The 23,974-nt window shown below is 66.2% G+C and carries 23 protein-coding genes and 1 tRNA gene; 14 read left to right on the top strand and 10 right to left on the bottom strand.

Annotation, left to right across the window (positions count from 1 at the left end; translation table 11 throughout):
• Nucleotides 1–64: 64 nt before the first annotated feature.
• Nucleotides 65–796: a lytic transglycosylase domain-containing protein gene (locus A5779_RS28645; protein WP_064887109.1), complete on the bottom strand. Its 732-nt coding sequence runs from the start codon at nt 794–796 to the stop codon at nt 65–67.
• 208 nt (nt 797–1,004) lie between these two features.
• On the opposite strand from A5779_RS28645, the gene efeU reads away from it, so the two are divergent.
• From efeU to A5779_RS28625, 4 genes are read left to right on the top strand one after another with little or no spacing between them, the layout of a single operon-like run.
• Nucleotides 1,005–1,955: an iron uptake transporter permease EfeU gene (efeU, locus tag A5779_RS28640; protein ID WP_064887108.1), complete on the top strand. Its 951-nt coding sequence runs from the start codon at nt 1,005–1,007 to the stop codon at nt 1,953–1,955.
• Nucleotides 1,952–3,112 carry an iron uptake system protein EfeO gene (efeO, locus tag A5779_RS28635; RefSeq protein ID WP_064887107.1) on the top strand — a complete coding sequence of 387 codons (1,161 nt, stop codon included), beginning with the start codon at nt 1,952–1,954 and terminating at the stop codon, nt 3,110–3,112. Before efeU ends, efeO begins: the two co-directional genes overlap by 4 nt.
• Nucleotides 3,093–4,412: an iron uptake transporter deferrochelatase/peroxidase subunit gene (efeB, locus tag A5779_RS28630; RefSeq protein ID WP_064887106.1), complete on the top strand. Its 1,320-nt coding sequence runs from the start codon at nt 3,093–3,095 to the stop codon at nt 4,410–4,412. Before efeO ends, efeB begins: the two co-directional genes overlap by 20 nt.
• 12 nt (nt 4,413–4,424) lie before the next feature.
• Nucleotides 4,425–5,078, top strand: coding sequence for a DsbA family protein (locus A5779_RS28625; protein ID WP_064887105.1), 654 nt, complete (start codon nt 4,425–4,427; stop codon nt 5,076–5,078).
• An 18-nt stretch (nt 5,079–5,096) separates the two neighbouring features.
• On the opposite strand, the gene A5779_RS28620 is transcribed toward A5779_RS28625, so the two are convergent.
• The 4 genes from A5779_RS28620 to mfd form a co-directional block, all read right to left on the bottom strand.
• Nucleotides 5,097–5,909: a serine hydrolase gene (locus A5779_RS28620; RefSeq protein WP_082941892.1), complete on the bottom strand. Its 813-nt coding sequence runs from the start codon at nt 5,907–5,909 to the stop codon at nt 5,097–5,099.
• 193 nt (nt 5,910–6,102) lie between these two features.
• On the bottom strand, nt 6,103–7,251 hold the full coding sequence (locus A5779_RS28615) for a nucleoside triphosphate pyrophosphohydrolase (RefSeq protein WP_064887104.1): 1,149 nt from the start codon (nt 7,249–7,251) through the stop codon (nt 6,103–6,105).
• 180 nt (nt 7,252–7,431) lie between these two features.
• Nucleotides 7,432–8,040 (bottom strand): hypothetical protein, encoded by a 609-nt coding sequence (locus tag A5779_RS28610; protein WP_064887123.1) that lies wholly within the window; start codon nt 8,038–8,040, stop codon nt 7,432–7,434.
• Nucleotides 8,041–8,296: 256 nt separating this feature from the next.
• Nucleotides 8,297–11,917 carry a transcription-repair coupling factor gene (gene mfd / locus A5779_RS28605; protein ID WP_064887103.1) on the bottom strand — a complete coding sequence of 1,207 codons (3,621 nt, stop codon included), beginning with the start codon at nt 11,915–11,917 and terminating at the stop codon, nt 8,297–8,299.
• A gap of 67 nt (nt 11,918–11,984) precedes the next feature.
• Between mfd and A5779_RS28600 the strand changes: the two genes are divergently transcribed.
• Both A5779_RS28600 and lysA read left to right on the top strand, forming a co-directional pair.
• Nucleotides 11,985–12,554, top strand: a complete 570-nt coding sequence (locus A5779_RS28600) for a hypothetical protein (protein WP_064887102.1) — start codon at nt 11,985–11,987, stop codon at nt 12,552–12,554.
• Nucleotides 12,555–12,635: 81 nt separating this feature from the next.
• Nucleotides 12,636–13,976 carry a diaminopimelate decarboxylase gene (gene lysA / locus A5779_RS28595; RefSeq protein ID WP_064887101.1) on the top strand — a complete coding sequence of 447 codons (1,341 nt, stop codon included), beginning with the start codon at nt 12,636–12,638 and terminating at the stop codon, nt 13,974–13,976.
• Between the two features lie 24 nt (nt 13,977–14,000).
• On the opposite strand, the gene A5779_RS28590 is transcribed toward lysA, so the two are convergent.
• The 3 genes from A5779_RS28590 to A5779_RS28580 all read right to left on the bottom strand — a co-directional run bounded on the left by A5779_RS28590 (nt 14,001) and on the right by A5779_RS28580 (nt 15,469).
• Nucleotides 14,001–14,330, bottom strand: a complete 330-nt coding sequence (locus A5779_RS28590) for an ArsR/SmtB family transcription factor (RefSeq protein ID WP_064887100.1) — start codon at nt 14,328–14,330, stop codon at nt 14,001–14,003.
• A complete protein-coding gene (locus tag A5779_RS28585; RefSeq protein WP_064887099.1) occupies nt 14,323–14,772 on the bottom strand; it encodes an SRPBCC domain-containing protein in 450 nt (149 codons plus the stop codon). Before A5779_RS28585 ends, A5779_RS28590 begins: the two co-directional genes overlap by 8 nt.
• 103 nt (nt 14,773–14,875) lie before the next feature.
• Nucleotides 14,876–15,469 carry a TetR/AcrR family transcriptional regulator gene (locus tag A5779_RS28580; RefSeq protein ID WP_064887098.1) on the bottom strand — a complete coding sequence of 198 codons (594 nt, stop codon included), beginning with the start codon at nt 15,467–15,469 and terminating at the stop codon, nt 14,876–14,878.
• Between the two features lie 85 nt (nt 15,470–15,554).
• Here A5779_RS28580 and A5779_RS28575 point away from each other — a divergent pair.
• From A5779_RS28575 to pth, 8 genes are all read left to right on the top strand, one after another.
• Nucleotides 15,555–15,626, top strand: a tRNA-Gln gene (locus tag A5779_RS28575).
• 110 nt (nt 15,627–15,736) lie between these two features.
• Nucleotides 15,737–17,185, top strand: a complete 1,449-nt coding sequence (gene glmU / locus A5779_RS28570) for a bifunctional UDP-N-acetylglucosamine diphosphorylase/glucosamine-1-phosphate N-acetyltransferase GlmU (protein ID WP_064887122.1) — start codon at nt 15,737–15,739, stop codon at nt 17,183–17,185.
• Between the two features lie 198 nt (nt 17,186–17,383).
• Nucleotides 17,384–18,364: a ribose-phosphate diphosphokinase gene (locus A5779_RS28565; protein WP_064887097.1), complete on the top strand. Its 981-nt coding sequence runs from the start codon at nt 17,384–17,386 to the stop codon at nt 18,362–18,364.
• 1 nt (nt 18,365) lies between these two features.
• On the top strand, nt 18,366–18,707 hold the full coding sequence (gene arsC / locus A5779_RS28560; RefSeq protein WP_064887096.1) for an arsenate reductase (glutaredoxin): 342 nt from the start codon (nt 18,366–18,368) through the stop codon (nt 18,705–18,707).
• Entirely contained in the window at nt 18,704–19,348 is a 645-nt protein-coding gene (locus A5779_RS28555) for an LpqN/LpqT family lipoprotein (RefSeq protein ID WP_064887095.1), read from the top strand. The genes arsC and A5779_RS28555 overlap by 4 nt, the downstream gene beginning before the upstream one ends.
• Nucleotides 19,349–19,373: 25 nt before the next feature.
• Nucleotides 19,374–20,246, top strand: a complete 873-nt coding sequence (locus A5779_RS28550; RefSeq protein WP_064887094.1) for an oxidoreductase — start codon at nt 19,374–19,376, stop codon at nt 20,244–20,246.
• A 170-nt stretch (nt 20,247–20,416) separates the two neighbouring features.
• Nucleotides 20,417–21,073: a 50S ribosomal protein L25/general stress protein Ctc gene (locus tag A5779_RS28545; protein ID WP_064887093.1), complete on the top strand. Its 657-nt coding sequence runs from the start codon at nt 20,417–20,419 to the stop codon at nt 21,071–21,073.
• A 12-nt stretch (nt 21,074–21,085) separates the two neighbouring features.
• Nucleotides 21,086–21,661 carry an aminoacyl-tRNA hydrolase gene (gene pth, locus A5779_RS28540; protein WP_064887092.1) on the top strand — a complete coding sequence of 192 codons (576 nt, stop codon included), beginning with the start codon at nt 21,086–21,088 and terminating at the stop codon, nt 21,659–21,661.
• Nucleotides 21,662–21,757: 96 nt separating this feature from the next.
• On the opposite strand, the gene A5779_RS28535 is transcribed toward pth, so the two are convergent.
• Nucleotides 21,758–22,840 carry a metallophosphoesterase family protein gene (locus tag A5779_RS28535; RefSeq protein WP_064887091.1) on the bottom strand — a complete coding sequence of 361 codons (1,083 nt, stop codon included), beginning with the start codon at nt 22,838–22,840 and terminating at the stop codon, nt 21,758–21,760.
• Nucleotides 22,841–22,898: 58 nt separating this feature from the next.
• On the bottom strand, nt 22,899–23,942 hold the full coding sequence (locus A5779_RS28530; protein WP_064887090.1) for a 4Fe-4S binding protein: 1,044 nt from the start codon (nt 23,940–23,942) through the stop codon (nt 22,899–22,901).
• Nucleotides 23,943–23,974 lie beyond the last annotated feature (32 nt).

The raw sequence follows: 23,974 nt of genomic DNA, 5'->3' as shown, positions 1-23,974 counted from the left end.
TGAGACTAGATCGTGGCGGGCGCGACGGCGTGTTTGGGCTTGTCACGCGGGTCACCCACGCGCGTCACAAGCCGTGGCCACCGGCATACGCCGTCGCCCAGTCACGGACCATCCGGGCGTACTGGTCGGAGTTGTTGTAGGCCTTCAGCGCCTTCATCCAGCCCCGCGGCGTGGACAGGTCCTTGCCATACCAGCACAGCAGGCCGGCGGCCGAGAGCGCGGCGTCGTCGAAGTTGTCCGGGCTCACGACCCCGTCGTTGTTGGCGTCCACCCCGAAATGACCCCAGGTCTCCGGGATGAACTGCATCGGCCCCATGGCCCGGTCCATCAGCGGATCCCCATCGAGCTTGCCCTTGTCGGTGTCAGGAATGCGCAGATTGCCGGCCGTCCCGTCCAGCTGGACGCCGCGGATCGGTGGCGTGACGTCGCCGTTGCGGGCGATCATCGCGCCGCGGTAGGTGCCGTGGTGACTCTCGACCATGCCGATGCCGGCCAAAGTGGTCCAGGCCACCTTGCAGTTGGGATTCTCCACCTGGGCGACGCGCGCCGCGTAGGCGTAGGCCTCCAGGGCGTTGACGGGCATGCCCATCGCGGGCGCTCGCTGCGCCGCCCATTCGTGGAGCTGATCGGCCGGTCGGCCCTTGGCATAGGTGTCGATCGCAGGCACCGCGTCCCCGGCCGGCGGTGGCACACCTTCGGGAATTGGGGTCCCCAGATGCCACGAACAGCTGGATGCCAACAGCAGCGCTGTCGCAGCAATAACGGCGACAGCCCGCAGCCAACGCACTGGCGACACCGGACTCCCTCAACCCCGCTCGGTCTGATTGGCCATCGTCGCATGCGCGACCGTGGACGCGTCGGGCGACGGGGGCGTGCCGGAAGAACGGCAGGTGAAGTCAGCCGGTCCCACAGACCCCCCTGCTAAGGTGAGCCACGCCTTGCTATGGCAAGGCAAGGCTACATTTTTCACGGTGCTTTCACCCCGGTCGAACGAGGACGCTTTGATGACTGTCATCTCGGACGTTCCGACCAGCACGCTGGCCGCCTCCAACGTCACATCGCAGGTATTCGGCAGTGGCCTGATCGGTTTGCGGGAAGGTCTCGAAGCCGCCATCGTGGTCTCGATCCTGGTGGCGTTTCTGGTCAAATCCGAACGCCGCGACGCGCTCAAATGGGTGTGGCTGGGAGTCGGCGCCGCGATTGCCATGACCGTCACCGTCTTCCTCGTGATCCAGTTCGGTGAGAACACCATCAGCGGACTGGGCGCCGAAGCCATCGCCGGCATCGCCTCACTGATCGCCGTCGTCATCGTCACCACCATGGTGCTGTGGATGAAGAAGGCGTCGGCCTCGATGTCGGGCCAGCTGCGCGGCGACATGTCGCAGGCGCTGGAGACCGGCGGCCTGGCGGTGGCACTGCTGGCCTTCCTGGCGGTGGGGCGTGAAGGGGTCGAGACCGCGCTGTTCATGGTCGGCTACGCCGAAGCCGAGACGCTGTGGCCGCTGATGGGTCTGATCATCGGTGTGCTGATCGCCGCCGCGATCGCCTACGGCATGTACGCCGGGGCCGTCCGGATCAACCTCGCCAAGTTCTTCAAATACACCGGCATCTTCCTGATCGTGGTGGCCGCCGGAATCCTGGCCTACGGCATCAAGGCGCTGCAGACCGTCGGCTGGATCCCCGGGCTCAGTGCCAAGGCCTTCGACATGAGCGGTGCGTTCGACTGGTCGGCCTGGTACGGCGAGATCATCCAGGGCGTCTTCAACATCGACCCCACACCGACCGTGCTGCAGTTCGGTGCGTGGGTGGCCTACATCGTGGTGGTGCTGGCGCTGTTCCTGAAGCCGGTGCGCGCCCACAGCGCCGCCTCCGGCGCCTCAACCACTTCCGAGCCGTCCTCCGAGTCGACCGTCGAGCCGGAGACCTCCACCGCACCCGAAAGGTCGACCAAGTGAAGATGACCCCTGTCGTCAAGACCGGATTCGCGGCCACCGCCGCGGTGCTGGCCGGCATTTCGATGAGCGCCTGCCAGGCCAAGGAGACCACCAGCGGCGACGACGCCAAGGCGGGCACGATCACCGTCGACGCCTCCGACACCGAGTGCAAGTTGTCCGGGACGACCGCGACCACCGGGCCCAGCACCTTCGAGGTCACCAACACCGGCGACAAGGTCACCGAGTTCTACGTCTACGGCGAGGGCGAGCGGGTCATGGGCGAGGTGGAGAACATCTCACCCGGACTCAGGCGGCAGCTGATCGTTCAACTCACCCAGCCCGGCACGTACCAGACCTCGTGCCGGCCCGGCATGGTCGGCGAGGGCATCCGCGGCAACTTCGAGGTCACCGGCGAGGCCGTGCAGGTCGATACCGAGGGCAAGTTCAAGGACGCCGCCGACAACTACAAGCGCTACGTGATCAGCCAGGTCGACGCCCTGGTTCCGGCGACCGAGGAATTTGTCGCCGCGGTCAAGGCCAAGGACGTCGAAAAGGCCAAGGCGCACTACCCGACCTCGCGCGTCTACTGGGAGCGCATCGAGCCGGTCGCCGAATCCTTCCCCAATGACCTCGATCCGCGAGTCGACCTGCGTGAGGCCGACCTCGAGCCCGGGCAGAAGTGGACCGGCTTCCACGCGCTGGAGAAGCAACTGTGGGTCACCGGCCTGCAACCGGACGCCAACGCCCTCGGCGATCAGCTGATCGCCGACGTCAAGGAACTCCAGGCCGGGGTCAAGGCACCGGACTGGACCATCGACTCCACCCAGATCGCCGGTGGTGCACAGGGTCTGCTCGACGAGATCGCTATGAGCAAGATCAGCGGCGAAGAGGACATCTTCAGCCACACCGACCTGTGGGACTTCCGGGCCAACGTCGAAGGTTCGCAGACCGCGGTGGCCTCGGTGCGGCCGATCCTCGACGAGCGCGACGCCGAGCTGGGCAAGCGGGTGGACGCCCGCTTCGCCGACGTCGAGAAGTTGCTGGAGAAGTATCGTGACGGCGACGGCTTCGTCTCCTACGACAAGGTGACCGAGCCGCAACGTCAGGAACTGTCGCGCGCCATCGACGCGCTGAGCAAAGAAGTGAGCCAGGTACAGGGTGTCATCGCCAAGCAGTGATTCTCCGGAATCCACCCCGGATGCCGAGCAGTCCGCCGGATTCTCCCGGCGCAAGCTGTTCGGCGCCGCCGGGGTCACCGCCGCGGTAGTCGGTGCGGCCGGCGCCGGTGCGCTGGCCGGCCGCGCTTCGGCGGCCAGCGTCCCGCACGGTGTCCTGCAGGGGCCGGTCCCGTTTCGAGGTGACCGGCAGGCAGGCATCATCACCGAGGCGCAGGACCGGATGCACTTCTGCTCCTTCGATGTCACCACCGACAACCGCGAGGACGTCGTTGCACTGCTCAAGCAGTGGACGCAGATGGCCGAGCGGATGACGCGCGGCGAGGAGACCGAAGACGGCGGCGCCGTGGACGGCAATCCGTATGCGCCACCCTCGGATACCGGTGAGGCACTGGGACTTCCGGCCTCACAGCTGACCCTGACGATCGGGTTCGGGCCGTCGTTCTTCCGCAAGGACGGTAAGGACCGCTTCGGCATCGCCGACAAGCAGCCCGCCGAACTCAAGGATCTGCCAAAGTTCCCCAACGAAACCATGGATCCGGCCCGTAGCGGGGGCGACATCTGCGTCCAGGCGTGCGCCAACGATCCCCAGGTCGCGGTGCATGCGATCCGCAACCTGGCCCGCGTCGGGTTCGGCACGGTCGCGGTGCGGTACTCACAGCTGGGGTTCGGCCGTACCTCGTCGACCACCCGGGACCAGGCCACCCCACGAAACCTGTTCGGGTTCAAGGACGGAACGAACAACCTCAAGTCCGATCAGACCGATCTGCTCGACAAGAACGTCTGGGTGGGCGAGGGTGACGGGCCGGCCTGGCTCACCGGCGGCAGCTACCTGATCACCCGACGGATCCGGATGCGCATCGAGAACTGGGATCGCACCACACTTCTGGAGCAGGAGCGGGTGATCGGCCGGCAGAAGGGCAGCGGCGCCCCCAACGGGTTGCAGCAGGAATTCGACGAGCTCAATTTCGAGATCACCGACGGCAAGGGCGATCCGAAGATCGACAAGGACGCCCATGTTCGGCTGGCCTCGGCCGACCACCTCGGCGGCATCGAGATCCTGCGTCGCGGCTACAACTTCACCGACGGTTCGGACGGTTTCGGCCACCTGGACGCGGGCCTGTTCTTCATCGCGTTCGTGCGCAGCCCCGAGAAGCAATTCATCCCGATGCAGCGCGAGTTGTCCCGCAAGGATCTGCTCAACGAGTACATCACCCACACCGGTACAGCCATCTTCGCCTGCCCGCCCGGGCTGCGTGGCGGTGACAGCTCGGGGTACTGGGGTTCGACGCTGTTCGAGTGAGGCACTGACCCGATGACGCGCAACACCCGAATGCTGCTCACCGCACTGGCAATCGCGGTGCTGGCCATCGGCGTCTTCGTGTATCAGTCGACTCGTGATCGCGGCGGCCCGCCACCGGTGGCCGCCGTCGAATCCGGCCAGGTGGTGCGCGAGAACAGTCATCGGCTGAACTCCGTTCCCGACAGCGACGTGACATTCGTGGAGTTCCTCGACTTCGAGTGCGAAGGTTGTCGCGCGGTGTATCCCTCCATCGAGCAACTGCGGGCCGAGTACGGCGACCGGGTGAACTTCGTCATCCGGTACTTCCCACTCAGCGCTCACTACAACGCCGAACGAGCGGCACGCGCCGTCGAGGCCGCCGCCCAGCAGGACAAGTTCGAGGCGATGTACAAGAAGATGTACGACGCCCAAGATCAATGGGGCGAAAAGCAGGATCCGGCGGACGAGGTATTCCGGGGCTTCGCAGCAGAACTCGGTCTCGACATGGCCGCATTCGACAAGTCCTACAGCGACCCAGCCACCGCCGCCCGCGTCCAACTCGACGTGGCCGACGGCCGCGCCCTGGGCGTACAGGGAACGCCGACGTTCTTTCTCAACGGCGAGCGCATCCAGCCCCACAGCTATGACGATCTGACCTCGCTGTTCGACCAGGCACTGGCCGAATAGCGAGACGGCCCAGCACGGTCAGGCACCGAGCAGGATCTGGCTGAGCCGAGTGGTGGTTGCGACGCCGTCGTCGTAGCCGCCCTGCCCGTTGAGTCCGTTCATGATCGCCAACGTGTAGCGCTGATTGGGTCCGGCGAAGCCCACCGAGTTGATGACCCAGCCGCCCTGTTCCTGCGACCAGCCGTTCTTGTTTCCCGGATTCATCGACGGCCCCGCACCCCAGACGCCCCACTGTTGCTCCCCACCGACCCGTTGCATCTCGGCCACCACGGCAGCCGCATCGGACGGATTCAGTTGGGTCAGTGTGTAGTTCATCAACCGGTCGAGATCGTTGGTGGTCGATTTCTGGAAACCCCAGTACGGAAACATGTCACCGAAGCCCGGTTGCGGTCGAAGGTCGGTCATGCCGTAGCGCGGGAAGCCGGCGTTGAACGCCTTGTGATCCGCCCCGCCGTAACGGGTCCACAGCGCGTCGGCCGCGTCATTGTCGGAGTTGCGCAACATGTTCACCATCAGCTGCCGGTCGTTGCCCGACATCCGCAATGCTCCGGCACGTTCCCGGGTCAGCAGGTCGACCACCATGGCCAGCTTGATGGTGGACGCGGTCCAGATCATCTGGTTCGCATTGGGATTGGCATAGCGTGTGCCTGCGGCGCGATCACGTAGGACGTAGCCGACGGTGCCCGGCCGCGACGCCAGGTAGGAATCTGCCGCCGCGATGCGCGAACGCAGATCACATCCCGTGGCCGTGCAGTCCGCAATGGCCTGCGGTGCAACCACCATGCCCAGCACGAGCGCGAGGACGGTGGCGGCGGCCCGCAGCATCGTCATGGCCCCACGGTAACGGGGCAATGAGGTGGCAAGCTGCTGGCACGCCGTCAGGATGGACGGGCCAAACTTCGCAGTGGCCGAACCTCCGTTGAAACAGCCCAGAACGGTCCGCCGCGACCCGCGTTTGTAACGTGGTGGCGGAGAAACCGGCCGGAAACCGCCCTGACGTTACAAACGCGGGCGGCGTCAATCGCTAAGGGCGATCGCCCTCGTCGGTCTCGTCGCCCTCGGAGACTGAAGCGCCCTCTTCAGCTGCGTCGTCGGCCGCGTCGCCCTCAGAGTCCGAATCATCCGCGTCGGCGTCAGCTTCCTCGGTGTCCGCGACGTCCTCGACTGGAGCGGCATCCTCGTCATCGTCCCCGAGCTCGCCGTCCGCATCGGGCTCGGGCTCAGGCTCGACAACCGCCCACGGCCAGTAGGTCCGCCACTCGTCCTCGGTGATCGACCCCAGCGGTGTCACGTCGAGTTCCTCGGGAACGTCCTCGCCACGGCGACCCGCCGCGACATCGGACTCCACCACCCGCACGGTGTCCATGAACTCCAAAACCGCGCTGCGCAAATCATTCTCGGCATCGGCATCCGCAGAAACCACCACCGAGGTCAGCGCAACCGGCACCAGGTCGCCGGGCAGCCCAGCCTGGGCTACCCGGGCCAGCACTTTCTGCGCCAGTGCCAGAGCTGGTTGCCCCGTGGGCACGTCATCCATCGACGACCCGCGGGCTTTCACCTTCTGTTCCTGTGCCTTGCGCTGCTCCCACTGGGCCAGCTGCTCATCCAGGGAAATCGATTCTCCGGCAAGGACTGCCGGGACCCGGTTACCGAGCTTGCGCACCAGTGAATCGGCGACATCGTCGATGTTGAACGGGTGAACGGGCGCATCCTCGGCGATGCGGGCGTGGAACAACACCTGCAGCAGCACATCGCCGAGTTCCTCGCGCAGCTCGTCGGCGTTGCCGCCGCGCACCGCGTCGAAGAGCTCGTAAGTCTCCTCCAGGAGATAGCGACGCAACGAGTCGTGGGTCTGCTCGCTTTCCCACGGCCCGTCGGTACGCAGCTTGTCCATCATCGCCACGGCGTCCACGAGCCGCTCCCCGGCCTGCGCCCGCGGGGCGGCGATCAACCGGTCCCCGGCCGCCAAACGGGCCTTGACCGCGGGATGCTCCGGGTCGGAGGACAGCAGAACGGGAGCATCTTCACCGTCATAGGCCGGTCGCGCCGCCGGCAGCGACCACGGCACCTTGACGGGCATTTCCTCGGTGTACTGCACATCGCCGGTGAGCAGATCGATCGCGTCGACAGGGATCAGCGAAGGGCGGCGCGGGTCGACCAATACGACGGTCATCGAGCCCCACCCCTTCCATTTCGACGAGATTTGCTGATCTCGGTTATACCAACACTGTGCCCGACTTCGACGTACGTCGTGAGCACGGCCAACGCGGCGATTCGCCCGCACCGGGCGGCAGCCACACGGGATGGCCGCCCTGCCCGAAGGCAAGGCGGCCATCATGTCACAGGCCGTGGTTTACGACTCCGGCGGGAACTGGCCCTCCGGGATCACCCAGTGACCCGGCGTCTGGTCGTAGAACGGGTTGGCGACTCCATTCACCGTGGGCAGCGTCTTGAGCTGACCAGGCGCGATTCCGAAGAACGGATTCGCAACGCCGTTGATGGTCGGTGAGTTCGTCAACTGACCCGGCGCGATGTTTCCGTTCGGCTGCCCGAAGAAATTATCTACCTCGGGAAACCTGACGGTCGGAACGTTCACATCGGGAACATTCACAGCCGGCACATTCACATCAGGAACATTCACACTGGGGACGTTCACATCAGGAACATTCACAGCCGGCACATTTACATCGGGGACGTACACGCTGGGAACATTCACATCAGGAGCATTGACGCTCGGAACGTTCACATCAGGAGCATTAACGCTCGGAACGTTCACATCAGGAACGTTGACACCCGGCACATACACATTTGGCGTGCCCACATTGGGCACCGCCGGACCGGGAACCGGAGGCGGCGTGGGCACGTTCGGAACGGCCTGCGCCAGGCCTGTACTCAGGCCAAACGCGCCCAATCCCAGTGCTCCGGCCATCGTTGTGGTTACTGCGAACTTCTTGAAGTTCATGGTCACTCCTTCGCCTTGCCTCACCGCGACCTGTCGCCAATAGACGTCAATCGCGTGATGTTCGGTTTGGGAAATTGCATGACCGCCCTATGGCCGACGATCTCGCCGCCTCTTCTGCAGACGACTACGCAATACCTTGACCCCCCGCATATATGTCGGATCCCCGTGTCGGTGCGTTAACAGCGCTTCGCGGATACGGTCAGGCGCAGACGCCAGAAAGGCGCCGCGACCAGGCAATAAGATGCGAGAAAAAAAATTACAGGCCCGCGGTGATGTCGATGCTGCCCTCGGTCTGCCCGTGGAGCACCAACACCAGGCCGGCCACCATGCGGACAATGTCGAGGTCACGGATTCGCGGGGAGCCGATGCCGTCGGTCTCACGCGGGATCGGCACCTGAACCACCGAGGTGGTGGCCCGGTAGTGCGCACCCGGGTACATCCGCTTGAGCCGCAACTGCGCGGAATCGGGAAGGACCAGCGGCGACAGTTTGATCGTCGATGCCGACACCGCACCGATCTCGGTGATGCCGTACTCGCGGCACAGCAGCCGCAACCGGGCTACCGCCACCAGCCGCTTCACCGGCTCGGGCAACGGGCCGTAACGGTCGACGAGTTCGTCGACCACGGCCTTCACCGCGTCCTCATCCGTCGCCGCCGCGAGCCGCCGGTAGCCCTCCAGCCGCAGCCGATCACTGCCGATGTACTCGGGCGGCAGGTGAGCATCGACCGGCAGATCGACCCGCACTTCCTTTGGCTCCTCCGCTGTGGCAACGGTTTTCCCGTCGGCAGCAGCTCGGTAGGCCTCGACAGCCTCGCCCACCAGTCGCACATACAGATCGAAACCGACCCCAGCCACGTGGCCGGACTGCTCGGCGCCGAGCACGTTGCCCGCGCCGCGGATCTCCAGATCCTTCATGGCCACCGCCATGCCCGCACCCAGCTCGTTGTTCTGCGCGATAGTGGCCAACCGGTCGTAGGCGGTCTCGGTCAGCGGTGAATTGGGCGGGTAGAGCATGTAGGCGTATCCGCGTTCGCGGCTTCGCCCCACCCGGCCACGCAGCTGATGCAGCTGTGACAACCCGAAGGTGTCGGCCCGTTCGACGATCAGCGTGTTGGCGTTGGAAATGTCCAGGCCGGTCTCGACGATCGTGGTGCAGACCAGAATGTCGTACTCGCGGTTCCAGAAGCCCTCGACGGTCTTCTCCAGGGTCTCCTCGTTCATCTGTCCATGCGCGACGACGACCCTGGCTTCGGGCACCATCTGACGAATCCGCGCCGCGGCCTGGTCGATGGTGCGCACCCGGTTGTGGATGTAGAACGCCTGACCATCCCGCAGCAGCTCACGACGCAGCGCCGCGGCCACCTGCTTGTCGTCGTGCGGGCCGACATAGGTCAGCACCGGATAGCGCTCTTCGGGCGGGGTCAGGATTGTCGACATCTCCCGGATGCCGGCCAGGCTCATCTCCAGGGTGCGTGGGATCGGGGTGGCGCTCATCGTGAGCACGTCGACGTGTGTACGCATCGACTTGATGTGCTCTTTGTGTTCGACGCCGAAGCGCTGTTCCTCGTCAACAATGATGAGGCCCAAGTCTTTCCAGGTCACCCCGGTCTGAAGCAGCCGGTGCGTGCCGATCACGACGTCGACCGAACCGTCCTTCATTCCCTCCATGGTGGCCCGCGATTCCGCCGGATCGGTGAACCGCGACAATCCCTTGACCGTCACCGGAAAACCCGCCATCCGGTTGGTGAAGGTCTGCAGATGCTGATCGGCCAACAATGTCGTGGGCACCAGCACAGCGACCTGCTTGCCGTCCTGCACGGCCTTGAACGCCGCCCGCACCGCGATCTCGGTCTTGCCGTAACCCACATCGCCACAGATCACCCGGTCCATCGGAACCGGTTTCTCCATATCGGATTTGACCTCGGTGATCGCGGTCATCTGGTCGATGGTCTCGGTGAAGCCGAACGCATCCTCCATCTCGTTCTGCCATGGAGTGTCCGGACCGAACGCATACCCGGGCGCGGACTGCCGCTTGGCGTACAGCGCGACGAGCTCACTGGCGATCTCCCGAACTGCCTTGCGGGCCTTGGTTTTCGTATTGGCCCAATCGCTGCCGCCGAGCTTCGACAACGACGGCGCTTCACCGCCGACGTAGCGCGACAGCTGATCCAGCGAATCCATCGGCACGTACAGCCGGTCCGATCCGCCACCTCGTTTGGATGACGCGTACTCCAGCACCAGGTACTCACGACGCGCTCCGCCGACCACCCGCTCGGTCATCTCGACGAACTTGCCGATGCCGTGCTGATCGTGCACCACCAGATCGCCGGCGGTCAGCGCCAGCGGATCGACGACGTTACGTCGTTTGGCCGCAAGCTTTTTGCCTTCTGAGGCCGTCACCCGATTACCGGTCAGATCGGTCTCGGTGATGATGACGAGGTTGGCTCCGGGCAGGATCACACCGTCGTGCAACGGCCCCTTGAGCACCCCGACCACACCGGCCTTGGGCGCCGTCCCCGGTTCCAACATGCCTGCAGGCGTGTCGGAATCGCCGAGCTGCTCCACCACGCGGTGCGCCGTACCTGTGCCCGGGGTGACCACCGCGGCGTAGCCACCGGTGGCCACGTGGGCGCGCAGCATCGCGAAGATCTCTTCAAGGCTCTGCTGGCTGCGGGCCGATGGAGACGGCCGCAGGTCGAGTTCGGTGGCCTTGCCGTCGGGCAGCTGGCTCAGCGTCCACCACGGATGACCGCCGGCCACGGAATCCTCACGGGCCTGCTCGAACGGGACGAACCCGGACGCACCCAGCGCCTCGAGGTCGATGGGGGCATCCCCGCCGACGGCAGCCGTCGACCACGACGCCTCCAGGAATTCCTGGCCCGTCTTGATCAGGTCCGCGGCCCGGGTCCGCACCTTCTCCGGGTCGCACAACAGCACCGGGGCACCCTCGGGGAGGTGGTGCGTCAGCGTCGTCGGCTGCACCGGATGCAGCAACGGCAGCAGGGCCTCCATCCCGTCGACCGGGATGCCTTCGGCGAGCTTGGCCAGCATGTCGGGCACGCTGCCCGGCACGCTGTTCTCGTGCGTGGGGTGTTCTTGAGAAAGCACCGCAGCACGGCGGCGCACATCCGGCGTCATCAGCAGTTCGCGGCATGGCACTGCGACGACGTTGTGCACCGGGATCTCGGGGATCGAACGCTGGTCGGCGATCGAGAACATCCGCATCTCGGAGATCTCGTCGCCCCAGAACTCGACACGGACCGGATGCTCGGCAGTGGGCGCGAAGATGTCGAGGATGCCACCTCGCACGGCGAACTCCCCGCGTTTGCCGACCATGTCGACGCGGGTGTAGGCCAGGTCGACCAGGCGGGCGACGACGGCCTCGAACTCGGCCTCCGCACCGACGGTGAGCGTGACCGGCTCGGTATCCACCACGTCGGGGGCCATCGGCTGCAGCAGCGAACGCGTGGTGGTGACCACCACCCGCAGCGGCGGCCCCAGCGTCTCGTCCTCGGGATGAGCCAACCGGCGCAGCAGCAACAATCGGGCAGCGACGGTCTCGACCCCCGGGGACAACCGCTCGTGCGGCAGCGTCTCCCAGGAGGGGAACAGTGCGACGGCATCGCCGACGACGCCTCGCAACTCGGCGGTCAGATCGTCGGCCTCGCGCCCAGTGGCAGCCACCACCAGCAACGGGCCCTGCTGGGCCAGCCCGGCAGCCACCAGCACGCGGGCGCTGGCCGGCCCGACGAGCGCGAGATCAGCGGGCCGGTCGGCGGCGCGGCGAAGGACGTCCTGCAGAGACGGATCGGTTAATGCCAGCTCGACGAGACCCGCGATCGGGGTCTGGACATGGTTGTGCCCCGGTGCGGTCATGATGGCGCCATTCTACGGGGCCGGGAATTCGGCTCCGCCCCGCTCTGTCCGGGGAGATCATGGACCGATGAAGCGGTGGGCGGCGGCGCTCGCGGTCGTGCTGACGGTGGCGCTCGCGATCATCTGGCTGACCGGCCGGCACTCGTCGGAATCCACGCACGAGGCAGTACCGACGCACCTCGGACCGGACGGCGTCCCCGACTTCGCCGCCTACCCCGCCGTCGATCCGACGCAGTATGTCCTGCGTGAAGGCCAGGGATTTCCGGTCCAGGGATTTCGCACCCCCGACGGCTTCGCCTGCATGACCACCCAGCACCGCGCGATGTACGCACTGGATTGCCGTGGCCCCTTCGTCGGAGCGCCCAACGATGCCAACCTGGCACACCTGTTCAGTTACGGCACGACCAACGGCGCGATACCGATGAGCTTCACCCGTACCGCAGAGCCGCTCAGCCCGGTCGACGGCCTCACCGCGGACGAAGCCGCGATGCTCCCGGCCGGCCAACGCTTCGACGCGGGCAACGCCACCTGCGTGCACACCGACGACATCCTGCTCGCCTGCCGGATGGCCGATCCCGTCAAAGGCAACGGGTTCATCGCGACGGCGACGGAGACGAAGTCCTTCGGCAGGGCCTGAACACGTCAGGATCGGCCCCGGTGACGTCAAGGAAACGTCAAGCTTGCTGACAGCTCCGCTGCCACGGCCCACGGTGGAGTCATGACCCTGCTGGACATCCTGCCCTCACTTCGCGACACCACCCGACCGCGGCTCGACCCGAACATCTGGCCACTGACGACGGGTGTCGACGAGTTGGGTCGGATCACTGTGGGCCGGGTGGCGCTGGCCGACATCGCCGACGAGTACCGCACCCCGGCCTATGTTCTGGACGAAACCGATTTCCGCACCCGTGCCCGGCGCTACCGCGCCGCCCTCGGTCAGACCGAGGTGGTCTACGCCGGCAAGTCATTGTTGACCACGGCCGTCGCTCGCTGGGCCGCCGAGGAGGGCCTCGGAGTGGATGTCTGCTCTGCGGCCGAACTCGCGACAGCCCTGGCCGGCGGGGTCGACCCGGCGCGCATCGTGATGCACGGCAACGCGAAGTCGTGTGACGAGCTGCGCGATGCCATCGACGTCGGGGTGGGCCGGATCGTGATCGACTCGCCGATGGAGATCACCTACCTGGCCGGATTGGTGCGCCGGCCCCAGCCGGTACTGATCCGGGTCACCCCGGGCATCGACATCCACGGGCATCGGGCGGTCACCACGGGTGTGACCGATCAGAAGTTCGGCTTCGCTCTGGCCGACCGCCGGGCTGCCCGCGCCGCGGCCCGCATTCTGGCCACCCCGAACCTCGATCTGGTTGGCCTGCACTGCCATATCGGTTCGCAAATCACCGATCCCACCCCCTACGGAGTGGCGGTGCGGCGCCTGATCGGCGCCATGGCAGACATCCGTGCCGAACACGGCCTGGTGCTGACGGAGCTCAACATCGGTGGCGGCCACGGGGTTCCGTACGTCCGCGGGGAAGCGGCCCTCGACATCGGCGCGTTCGCCGCCGTCGTCGACGACGAGCTGACCGCGGCGTGCGCGGCCGAACGCTTTCCGCGGCCACGTCTGGTCGTCGAGCCCGGCCGGGCCATCAGTGCGCGAGCGGGCGTGACGCTGTACCGGGTACACGGGGTGAAATCCCAGCCGGGCGGCCGCACGTTCGTCGCGGTGGACGGCGGCATGAGCGACAACCCGCGGGTCGCCCTGTATGGAGCGAAATACACTGTGGCCCTGGCGAATCGCCATCCGCTGGGACCGACGATGGTGGCCACGGTGGTGGGCCGCCATTGTGAGTCCGGTGACGAGATCGCGCGCGATGTGGAACTACCCGCGGACATCCATGCCGGCGACCTGCTGGCCGTGGCCTGCACCGGCGCCTACCAGCACAGCATGGCCTCGACCTACAACATGGTCGGGCGCCCTCCGGTGGTATCGGTGCGCGACGGCGCCGCGCGGGTGCAGGTGCGCCGGGAGACGACGGCGGACCTGCTATCGCGGGACTTGGGATGAGCGCTCGCGCGAAGACCCAGGCAGCTACTTTGAATTATCCTGCTCGACAGCATCTTTGATCCTGGTAAGCCGGCGTTCCCAGCCCGCCGCGATGCCGTCGAGCCGCCGCGCCACCTCACTGAGCCGAGCCCCCACCGTCTCGTACCTGATCTCCCTCCCGACCCGGGTGGCCACCACCAGGCCGACATCGGTGAGCACTCTCAGGTGTTTGGCGATGGCCTGGCGACTGATCGGGAGCTCGTCTGCCAGCCCTGACGCCGAGGCCGGCCTGCGCCCCAGGGCAACCAGAACCTGCCACCGACTGTCATCGGCAAGCGCAGCGAAAACCTCGACCGGCGAGGCGTTCTCAGGCATCGGCGGCGGCCCCCACCAGGTACTTCTGGGCGAGGGCGAGCTCAAGCGGCCAGCCGCCGCTGTGGTCGTCGAACCGGGAGCGGCGGTCAGCCTCGGGCTCGTCGAGCGAGGCGAACCCACTCTCGACAACCCGGAGCACCACGCCCGATGGCGCCGGGGTGATCCAGAATTCGACGAGGGTGGATGAGCTGTCGAGGTCATCGGCGTCGATGTGCCACCGGAAGGCTGCATAGCGCGGCTCATCGAGTGTGACGGTTCGCAACGCGAACTTCCCGTGCGTGGGGTCGGTGACGATCGCGACGTCGCCGTCACGATCGATCTGATGTTCGGTGATCCGCTCTTCGTTGATGTACCAACCGGGTTCGCTCACCAGGTCCCAGACGCGTTGCGCCGGTGCGTCGATGGCGATCTCGCGCTCGATGCGGTCGAAGTCCGTGGTCATGTCAAGGTTCCTCTCTTGGCGGAATTGCTGCAACCCAAGAGTTGCACATAAGTACCCGTTGCTGCAACCTCAAGGTTGCAGTTTGTACGAGCGAACCGCTGACCTACTCCTCGTGCAGGATCGGGTCGGACTCCAGATGCGTCAGCCCGTTCCACATCAGGTTGACCACATGCGCGGCCACCACTTCTTTCTTCGGCTCGCGGACGTCGAGCCACCACTGCGCGGTCATCGACACCGAACCGACCAGCGCCTGGGCGTACAGCGGCGCCAGGTCCGGGTCGAGCCCGCGCCGGGAGAAATCCCCGGCCAGAATCGAGGACACCTGGTTGACCGCATCGTTGAGCAGCGTCGAGTACGTACCCGAAGTGATCGCCGCCGGCGAGTCCCGGATCAGGATGCGAAAACCGTCGGTGCGCTCCTCGACATAGGTCAGCAGGGCCAGCGCCACCCGCTCGACCCGCGTCCGCGACCGGTTGTTGGTCAGCGACGAGGTGATCCCGTCCAGCAGGGCCGACATCTCCCGGTCGACGACGACGGCGTACAGACCTTCCTTGCCGCCGAAGTGCTCGTAAACCACGGGTTTGGAGACATTGGCGCGCTGGGCGATCTCCTCGATCGACGTCCCCTCATAGCCCCGCTCGGCAAAGAGCGACTTGGCGATCTCGATGAGCTGTTGTCGCCGTTCACTGCCGGTCATCCGGGCCCGGGGGGCCCTGACTTCCTTGTCGGGTGCTGCCACGCATATCAGGCTAGACCGTTCGACTAGAGTCTCTTCCGAACATTCCGTCGTGGTGTAATCGGCAGCACCTCTGATTTTGGTTCAGATAGTTCAGGTTCGAGTCCTGGCGACGGAGCTCACGATCCCGGCGAGCGACCGCAAAATGACACAGTTGGCGGCGTGCCAGCACGGATGCTGGGGGCACCTCCCGCTTGCGGGGGAGGTCGCCCGGCAGAGAAGGGGATGATGGTGTCGACCACCGAAGCCGCAGTCGTCGTACTGGCAGCAGGTGCCGGGACCCGAATGCGCTCGGACACCCCCAAGGTGCTGCACACCCTGGCCGGCCGCAGCATGCTGAGCCACGCGGTCCACACCGTGGCCAACGCCGCCGCCCAGCATCTTGTCGTCGTTCTTGGCCACGACCGGGAGCGCATCGCCCCCGCGGTCGGCGAACTGGCCGACAAGCTGGGCCGCACCATCGACGTCGCCATCCAGGACCAGCAACTGGGCACCGGTCACGCCGTCGCCTGCGGCCTCAGCTCACTGCCCGACGAATTTGCCGGCACGGTCGTGGTGACCTCCGGCGACGTCCCACTACTCGATGCCGACACCCTGGCCGGGCTCATCGAAACCCACAGCGCCGCGACGGCCGCCGCCACCGTGGTGACCACCACCGTGCCCGACCCCACCGGCTACGGTCGCATCCTGCGCACCCAGGACAACGAGGTCATCGGCATCGTCGAGCAGGCCGACGCCACCGAGTCGCAACGTGCCATCCGGGAGATCAACGCCGGGGTGTACGCATTCGACATCGCCGACCTGCGCTCGGCGCTGAGCCGGTTGAGCTCGAACAACGCGCAGCAGGAGCTGTACCTGACGGACGTCATCGCGATCGTGCGCCAGGACGGCCGGACGGTACGGGCCATGCACGTCGACGACAGCGCCCTCGTCGCCGGCGTCAACGACCGGGTGCAGCTCTCCGATCTGGGCGCCGAACTCAACCGCCGCATCGTGGCCGGCCACCAGCGCGCCGGCGTGACGATCGTCGACCCCGCCACCACGTGGATCGACGTCGACGTGACCATCGGCCGCGACACCGTCGTCCGCCCCGGCACCCAGCTCCTGGGGACGACCGAGATCGGCGCCGGCTGCGAGATCGGCCCGGACTCCACCCTGACCGATGTCGAGGTGGGCGACGGCGCATCGGTGGTGCGCACGCACGCCCAGCTCGCCGTGATCGGCGCGGGCGCAACCGTCGGCCCCTTCGCCTATCTGCGCCCAGGCACGATCCTCGGAGCCGAATCGAAGCTCGGCGCGTTCGTCGAATCGAAGAACTCGACCATCGGCGCGGGCACCAAGGTGCCGCACCTGACCTACGTCGGCGATGCAGACATCGGCGACCACAGCAACATCGGGGCGTCCAGCGTCTTCGTCAACTACGACGGCGAGAACAAGCACCGGACCACCATCGGCTCCCATGTGCGCACCGGCTCCGACACGATGTTCATCGCGCCGGTCTCCGTCGGCGACGGTGCCTACACCGGTGCCGGCACCGTGCTCCGCGACGACGTCCCACCCGGCGCGTTGGCGGTCTCGGACAACGCCCAGCGCACCATCGAGGGCTGGGTCGAGCGCAAGCGCCCGGGCTCGGCCGCTGCCGAAGCCGCCCGCAAGGCCCGCGCCGCCGAAGACTGAGCACATCTGCGCCTCGGATCGCAGTCACTATCGAGCAGCAATCCGAGGCATGGGCGGTCGCCCGCGGACGCCTTGCTCCCCGCCCAGCTCGGTGCCGTTGGGAAGTTTCGTGTTGGCAATCTGGTAACCCGGCTACGAACTACCAGAAACGCTACGTACGATTGCTCCGTATCGATCCCCAACCGCGAAGGCAGCGAAGTGGCCACGGACTGGACCGACAATCGAAAAAACCTGATGCTGTTCTCGGGGCGCGCGCATCCGGAGCTGGCGGAGCAGGTGGCCAAGGAGCTCGGGGTCGAGGTCACCGCGCAAACCGCGCGGGACTTCGCCAACGGCGAGATCTTCGTCCGGTTCGATGAATCTGTGCGTGGTTGCGACGCGTTCGTCTTGCAGAGCCACCCCGCACCGCTGAACCAGTGGCTCATGGAACAGCTCATCATGATCGACGCGCTCAAGCGCGGCAGCGCCAAGCGCATCACCGCGATCCTACCGTTCTATCCCTACGCACGGCAGGACAAGAAGCACCGCGGCCGCGAGCCCATCTCGGCCCGCCTGGTCGCCGACCTGCTCAAGACCGCAGGCGCCGACCGTATCGTCTCGGTCGACCTGCACACCGATCAGATCCAGGGCTTTTTCGACGGTCCCGTCGACCACATGCGCGGTCAGTCACTGCTGTGCGGCTACATCGCCGACAAGTACGCCGGCACCGACATGGTGGTCGTCTCTCCCGACTCGGGCCGCGTGCGCGTCGCCGAGAAGTGGGCCGACGCCCTGGGCGGCGTCCCGCTGGCCTTCATCCACAAGACCCGTGACCCGCTGGTGCCCAACCAGGTGAAAGCCAACCGGGTCGTCGGTGACGTCAAGGGGCGGACCTGCATCCTCACCGACGACATGATCGACACCGGCGGCACCATCGCCGGCGCGGTCAAGCTGCTCCGCGAGGACGGCGCCAAGGACGTCATCATCGCCGCGACTCACGGCGTGCTCTCCGATCCGGCCGCCCAGCGCCTGGCCGACTGCGGTGCCCGCGAGGTGATCGTCACCAACACGCTGCCGATCACCGAGGACAAGCAGTTCCCGCAGCTGACCGTGCTGTCCATCGCCCCGCTGCTGGCCAGCACCATCCGCGCGGTGTTCGACAACGGCTCGGTCACCGGACTGTTCGACGGGTCGGCCTAGCGTGCCGGCACGGATCTACCACAACCCCAAGTGCTCCACCTCTCGTAAGACGCTGGATCTGTTGCGCGAGAACGGGATCGAGCCTGAGGTGGTGCAGTACCTGAAGACGCCGCCGACGCGTGACGAGATCGCCGCGCTGATCAAAGCTGCGGGGATCGACGTGCGCACCGCAGTGCGCAAACGTGAATCCCTGTACGCCGAACTGGGTTTGGCCGATGCGTCCGACGACGAACTGCTCGATGCGATGGCCCAGAACCCGATCCTGATCGAGCGCCCGTTCGTCGTCACCGACAACGGCACCCGGCTGGCCCGGCCGATCGATTCGGTGCGCGAGATTCTGTGAAGCGGCTGCTCGCCACGGCCGGCGCGCTGGCGGTGCTCGTCACCGGTTGCGGCGCCGAAACGCCTGATTACAAGTCGATCTGGACCACGAGCTCGACGACCCCCGCTGCCCCCGCCGACAACCAGCCGGTGCCGCTGTGGCAGTACCTGGAAGACTCCGGCGTGGTCGGTGAGCCCATCGCACCCGAGAAGATCCCGCATCTGACGGTGACCATGCCGAGCCCCCCGGGCTGGCATCCCTACAACAATCCGAACCTGGCCCCGGGCACCCGGATGATCGCCAAGGGCAACACCTACCCCACCGCGATGATGCTGGCGTTCACCTTGCACGGTGATTTCGATGTGCCCAAGGCCCTCAAAGACCACGGCTACGCCGATGCCCAGTTGTCGGAGAACTTCAAGCAGCTCAATGCTTCCAACGCGGACTGGAAGGGCTTCCCGTCGGCGATGATCGAGGGCAGCTACGACCTCAACGGCAAGCGCATGCAGAGCTACAACCGCGTCATCATCGCCAACGATGGGTTACAGCCCCCGCAGCGGTACCTCATCCAGCTGACCGTCACCACCTACGCCGACGAAGCTGCGGCACAGGGACCGGACATCGAATCGATCATCGCGGGCTTCAACATCGCGAAGAAGTGATCGGGCCGCCCGTAGGGTGGTCAGCATGAGTGGATGGACCAGCGCCGACCTGCCCTCGTTCTCCGGCCGCAGGGTGATCGTCACCGGCGCCAACAGCGGGCTGGGGCTCGTCACGGCCCGTGAGCTGGCCCGCGTCGGCGCCAAGGTGACCGTTGCCGTCCGCAACCTGGAAAAGGGCACCGCGGCCGCCGAGACGATGACCGGCGGGCAGGTGGAGGTGCGCAAACTCGACCTGCAGAACCTGGCCTCGGTCCGCGAGTTCGCCGACACCGTCGAAAGCGTCGACGTGCTTGTCAACAATGCCGGCATCATGGCGGTCCCGCTGAGCCGGACCGTCGACGGCTTCGAGAGCCAGATCGGCACCAATCACCTCGGGCATTTCGCCCTGACCAATCTGCTGCTGCCCAAGATCACTGACCGCGTGGTCACGGTGTCGTCGCTGATGCACCTGTTCGGGCAGGTCAATCTGCGGGACCTCAACTGGAAGTCCCGGCCGTACTCGGCATGGCTGGCCTACGGGCAGTCCAAACTGGCCAACCTGATGTTCACCTCCGAGTTGCAGCGCCGCCTGACTGTGTCGGGCTCGCAGGTGCGCGCACTGGCCGCTCACCCCGGCTATTCGGCCACCAACCTTCAGGGCCAGAGCGGCAACAAGTTCGGTGCCCGCATGATGGCCGTCGCCAACCGGATATTCGCCAGCGAGCCGTCGTTCGGCGCCCGCCAGACGCTCTATGCGGTGTCCCAGGATGTTCCCGGCGACAGCTTCATCGGGCCGCGGTTCGGCCAGTTCGGCCCCAGCCAACCGGTGGGGCGCAGCCCGCTGGCCCGGCGGGTGGACACCCAGAAAGGCCTGTGGGACCTGTCCGAGCAGCTCACCGACACGGCATACCCGCTGTAAGGCCCAGCTCCGATTTTTGGTGGCGGGCCCCGTCTTTGCTACCCTGACCTGGCGTCACGGCGAGGGTGGACCTTTGGGGCCACCGTTATCGGCGGGAACTTCTTCAAGTGTTGCGACCCTTGCCGTGCTGACGATCTGACCGCAGTACCGCAATTTAGAGGAGCAACATCATGGCCAAGACCGCCGCCAAGAACATTCCCAACAAGCTGACCGCGACGGTGCGCACCCGCACCGGCAAGGGCGCCTCACGCCAGGCCCGCCGCGACGGCAACGTGCCCACCGTTCTGTACGGCCACGGCACCGACCCCCAGCACCTGGAGATCAACGCCCGCGAGTTCGCCGCCGTGCTGCGCCACTCGGGCACCAACGCCGTGCTCACCCTCGACATCGAGGGCAAGGAGCAGCTGGCCCTGACCAAGGCGCTGGACATCCACCCGATCCGCCGCAACATCCAGCACGCCGACCTGCTCGTCGTGCGCCGTGGCGAGAAGGTCACCGTCGAGGTCACCGTCACCATCGAGGGCGACGCCGTCCCGGGCGCCCTGGTCACCCAGGACACCAACACCATCGAGATCGAGGCCGAGGCCCTGTCGATCCCCGAGCACCTGACCGTGTCGATCGAGGGCGTCGAGACCGGCACCCAGATCCTGGCCGGCCAGATCGAGCTGCCCACCGGCGTTTCGCTGGTGTCGGATCCCGAGCTGCTCGTGGTCAACGTCGTCGAGGCCCCGAGCGCTGAGGACCTCGAGTCCGAGGGCGCCGGCGAGGCTGCCGCCGAGGCCCCGGCCGAGGAGCCGGCCGCCGAGGCTGCCGAAGCCGCCGAGTAAGTACCCCTTTCGATGGCCGAGCCGCTGCTGGTGGTGGGCCTGGGTAATCCCGGGCCCGCCTACGCCAAGACCCGGCACAATGTCGGGTTCATGGTGGCCGATGTACTGGCCGCCCGCATCGGCTCGGCCTTCAAGGTGCACAAGAAGTCCGGCGCCGAGGTGATCACCGGCAGGCTCGCAGGAGCCCCGGTGGTACTGGCCAAACCTCGGTGCTACATGAACGAGTCCGGTCGTCAGGTCGGGCCGTTGGCCAAGTTCTACTCGGTGCCACCGGGCCGCATCGTGGTCATCCACGACGAACTCGACATCGACTTCGGCCGGATCCGGCTCAAGGTCGGAGGCGGCGAAGGCGGCCACAACGGATTACGGTCGGTGGCGTCGGCCTTGGGCAGCAAGGACTTTCAGCGGGTCCGCATCGGAGTGGGCCGCCCGCCGGGCCGTAAGGATCCGGCGGCGTTCGTGCTGGAGGCCTTCACTGCCGCCGAACGCGCCGAGCTGCCGACGATCTGCGAGCAGGCCGCCGATGCCACCGAGCTGTTGATCGCCCAGGGCCTGGAGCCCGCCCAGAACACCGTTCACGCCTGGTGATTCGCTGCGGGCTTCCTCGCGCGAGCAGACGCAAACTTGCCCTTTTTCACACGAAAATGGGCAAGTTTGCGTCTGCTCGCGGACGGACTGCACCGGCTACCAACGGAACGGCCTATCCAGAGTGAGCGTGCGCTCGGCCGGTGCATACCAGCCCTGCGCCGCATGCTGGTCGGTGTGCAGATAGCACTGCACCCTCACCTCGTGGCTACCCGGACGAAATGTCAGCAGCCGGCTGATCGGCAGGGTCGTGATCGGCATGTGATGGCGGCTCAGTGACGCCATATTCATGAAATAGGTTCCACCCCAGGCCTGCTCGACATGGGTTTTGCCGCCATACGAGTCGTCGGGATTGGTGTGGGTATGCCCCGCCAGCCACAGCGCCACCGCCCCCGGATGTTCGGTGAGATACCGCTCGAAGGCCCCGGAATCCGGCTTGCCGCCAACCCAGTACAGGTAGGACGCGCCTTGCGGCGTCCCCTCCAGGAACGGCCGATGGTAGTGCTCATGGAGCTTCCCATCCGAATCCCGGCGCACCCCCTCCCACTCCCCCGATGCCACCGTGGTGTCCTTGAGGACGTAGTGGTGCACCGTGACGATGATCGAACCACGGTTCTGCTCAACCATGTTCGCCCACCACTCGAACGTCTCGGCGGACACCACTCCGCCGGGATTACCCCCGAGCGTGCCCCGACCGACCGTCTGCGACGGCTCGTTGCGGTCGCTCAGCATCAGGAACAGCAGGTTGCCCACCCGAAACGAGTACCGCTCCCAGGTCCCGCTGACGGGATAGGGCCGGGCTGTGGCGTCGACCCCGGAATGTGCGGTGTGCGCACCCAGCGGATCGATCCATTTCTGCCACCACCAGGCGTCGGGTTCGGAAAGACCACTGCGATCGTGATTCCCGCACACCGAGTACACGTCCTCGCGCCGGTGCTTGCGCATCACCGACAGCTGCCTGCGGACCTCCCGCCCCTCGGCGTCATCGGGCAGGCTGTGATGCGCGCCGGACATGTCTCCGACGTCTACCGCGATGTCCCAGTCGAACGGCGGACCGCCCTCGGCGCCACCGTATTCCGACTGCCGGATGGCGTCGGCCAGGCTCTCCCGATCGAACTGGTTGTCGGTGCCCACGTGAGCGTCGCCGAACGCCCAGAGCCGGAACTCACCCTGCTTCGCCATCGTCGCGACAGATTAACGCCACGGTCCGGCGACGTCTGGTGTTGCGCTCAGGCGGATTTCAACTGCCGTCGAGCGCGCGGATTCCACTGGCGACCACCTGCACGGTCTTGTGCGGAAACCGTTTCTCGGCGTGAGCCTTGGCTGCCGAGTTCGGCAGCACGTACAGCGTTTCCCGTTTCTCCTGCAGAGGTTTGAGCACGCGGTCCATGAACTCCTTGCGGTCGTCGAGGTAGGGTTCGATCACGTCCTCCCCCGCTGGGCACACCGCCAGGCAGTAGGCCGCCTTGTAATTGGCTTTGAAGGACAGGCTCTGCCACATCGAAGCGTTCTCCGAATCACTGACCCGGGAGCGGAAGTCGGCTGCGTCGGCACTGTCGGCGATGGTTTGCGCCCAGTCGGTGAACCCACCCATGAACTCGCGGTAGTTGTGCACCGAGCAGGCGGCGAAGTCGAACTCGCCGTCCTTCCCGATGGCGCCGACCGGGCAGGCCGCCACACACAGCTTGCATTCCAGGCACGGCGAATAATCCAGCGGCTCACCGTAACTGCTTATCGGTGAGCCAACCAGAATGGTGGCCAGCAGGATGAAATTGCCGAATCTGGGGTGGATGACGTTGCGGTGGATGCCCATCACTCCCAACCCCGAGGCGACCGCGACGGGTTTGTGTGCCACCACCCAGATCCGCCCCGGGTATCTGTCCATCTCCATCGGGAAGGTGGCCGACGGGTTCACCGCGCTGCGGCCTGCGTCTTCCAGTGCCCGGGTGATCCGGTGAGCAGCTTCGTTGATGATCTCGCCGCTGCGGTGGAACTCCTGGTTGGCCACGCTGCGAGTGGACGACCGGACGTTGTCGCGGTTCATCTTGACCACCAGCGAGATGTAGCTGCGCACCCCGGGCAGCGCAGCCTCGACATGTTCGCGCTCGGAGGCCAGAGCGGGATCATCCACCGCGGCGAAGGCAACGTCGTCGGCTCCGGCGTCCAGACACAGTTGCCGCAGCCAGTCCGCGTCGATCACGTCGGGCACCACCGCGTCGGCGCGGGCGCGCACCGCGCGCACAGTCGGGTGATCGGCCAGACGGGGTGAAAGCTTTGGCTTCATGCAGCTGAGTATAGATAACTATACCCAGAGTG

Source organism: Mycolicibacterium peregrinum (genome assembly GCF_001665625.1).
Lineage (GTDB): Bacteria > Actinomycetota > Actinomycetes > Mycobacteriales > Mycobacteriaceae > Mycobacterium > Mycobacterium peregrinum_B.
The sequence above is the reverse complement of the archived record's forward strand: the minus strand, read 5'-3'. Positions and strand labels throughout refer to the sequence as shown.

Excerpts from the sequence above, each read along its gene's own strand:
- A5779_RS28580 (WP_064887098.1), bottom strand. The coding sequence starts at position 15,469 with ATGACCGGCAGTGAACGGCGACAACAGCTCATCGAGATCGCCAAGTCG.
- A5779_RS28550 (WP_064887094.1), top strand. The coding sequence starts at position 19,374 with ATGAGTGGATGGACCAGCGCCGACCTGCCCTCGTTCTCCGGCCGCAGG.
- mfd (WP_064887103.1), bottom strand. The coding sequence starts at position 11,917 with ATGACCGCACCGGGGCACAACCATGTCCAGACCCCGATCGCGGGTCTC.
- pth (WP_064887092.1), top strand. The coding sequence starts at position 21,086 with ATGGCCGAGCCGCTGCTGGTGGTGGGCCTGGGTAATCCCGGGCCCGCC.
- A5779_RS28600 (WP_064887102.1), top strand. The coding sequence starts at position 11,985 with ATGAAGCGGTGGGCGGCGGCGCTCGCGGTCGTGCTGACGGTGGCGCTC.
- A5779_RS28620 (WP_082941892.1), bottom strand. The coding sequence starts at position 5,909 with ATGACGATGCTGCGGGCCGCCGCCACCGTCCTCGCGCTCGTGCTGGGC.
- A5779_RS28625 (WP_064887105.1), top strand. The coding sequence starts at position 4,425 with ATGACGCGCAACACCCGAATGCTGCTCACCGCACTGGCAATCGCGGTG.
- A5779_RS28615 (WP_064887104.1), bottom strand. The coding sequence starts at position 7,251 with ATGACCGTCGTATTGGTCGACCCGCGCCGCCCTTCGCTGATCCCTGTC.
- A5779_RS28585 (WP_064887099.1), bottom strand. The coding sequence starts at position 14,772 with ATGACCACGGACTTCGACCGCATCGAGCGCGAGATCGCCATCGACGCA.
- A5779_RS28535 (WP_064887091.1), bottom strand. The coding sequence starts at position 22,840 with ATGGCGAAGCAGGGTGAGTTCCGGCTCTGGGCGTTCGGCGACGCTCAC.
- A5779_RS28590 (WP_064887100.1), bottom strand. The coding sequence starts at position 14,330 with ATGCCTGAGAACGCCTCGCCGGTCGAGGTTTTCGCTGCGCTTGCCGAT.
- lysA (WP_064887101.1), top strand. The coding sequence starts at position 12,636 with ATGACCCTGCTGGACATCCTGCCCTCACTTCGCGACACCACCCGACCG.
- A5779_RS28545 (WP_064887093.1), top strand. The coding sequence starts at position 20,417 with ATGGCCAAGACCGCCGCCAAGAACATTCCCAACAAGCTGACCGCGACG.
- A5779_RS28610 (WP_064887123.1), bottom strand. The coding sequence starts at position 8,040 with ATGAACTTCAAGAAGTTCGCAGTAACCACAACGATGGCCGGAGCACTG.
- efeU (WP_064887108.1), top strand. The coding sequence starts at position 1,005 with ATGACTGTCATCTCGGACGTTCCGACCAGCACGCTGGCCGCCTCCAAC.
- A5779_RS28530 (WP_064887090.1), bottom strand. The coding sequence starts at position 23,942 with ATGAAGCCAAAGCTTTCACCCCGTCTGGCCGATCACCCGACTGTGCGC.
- glmU (WP_064887122.1), top strand. The coding sequence starts at position 15,737 with ATGGTGTCGACCACCGAAGCCGCAGTCGTCGTACTGGCAGCAGGTGCC.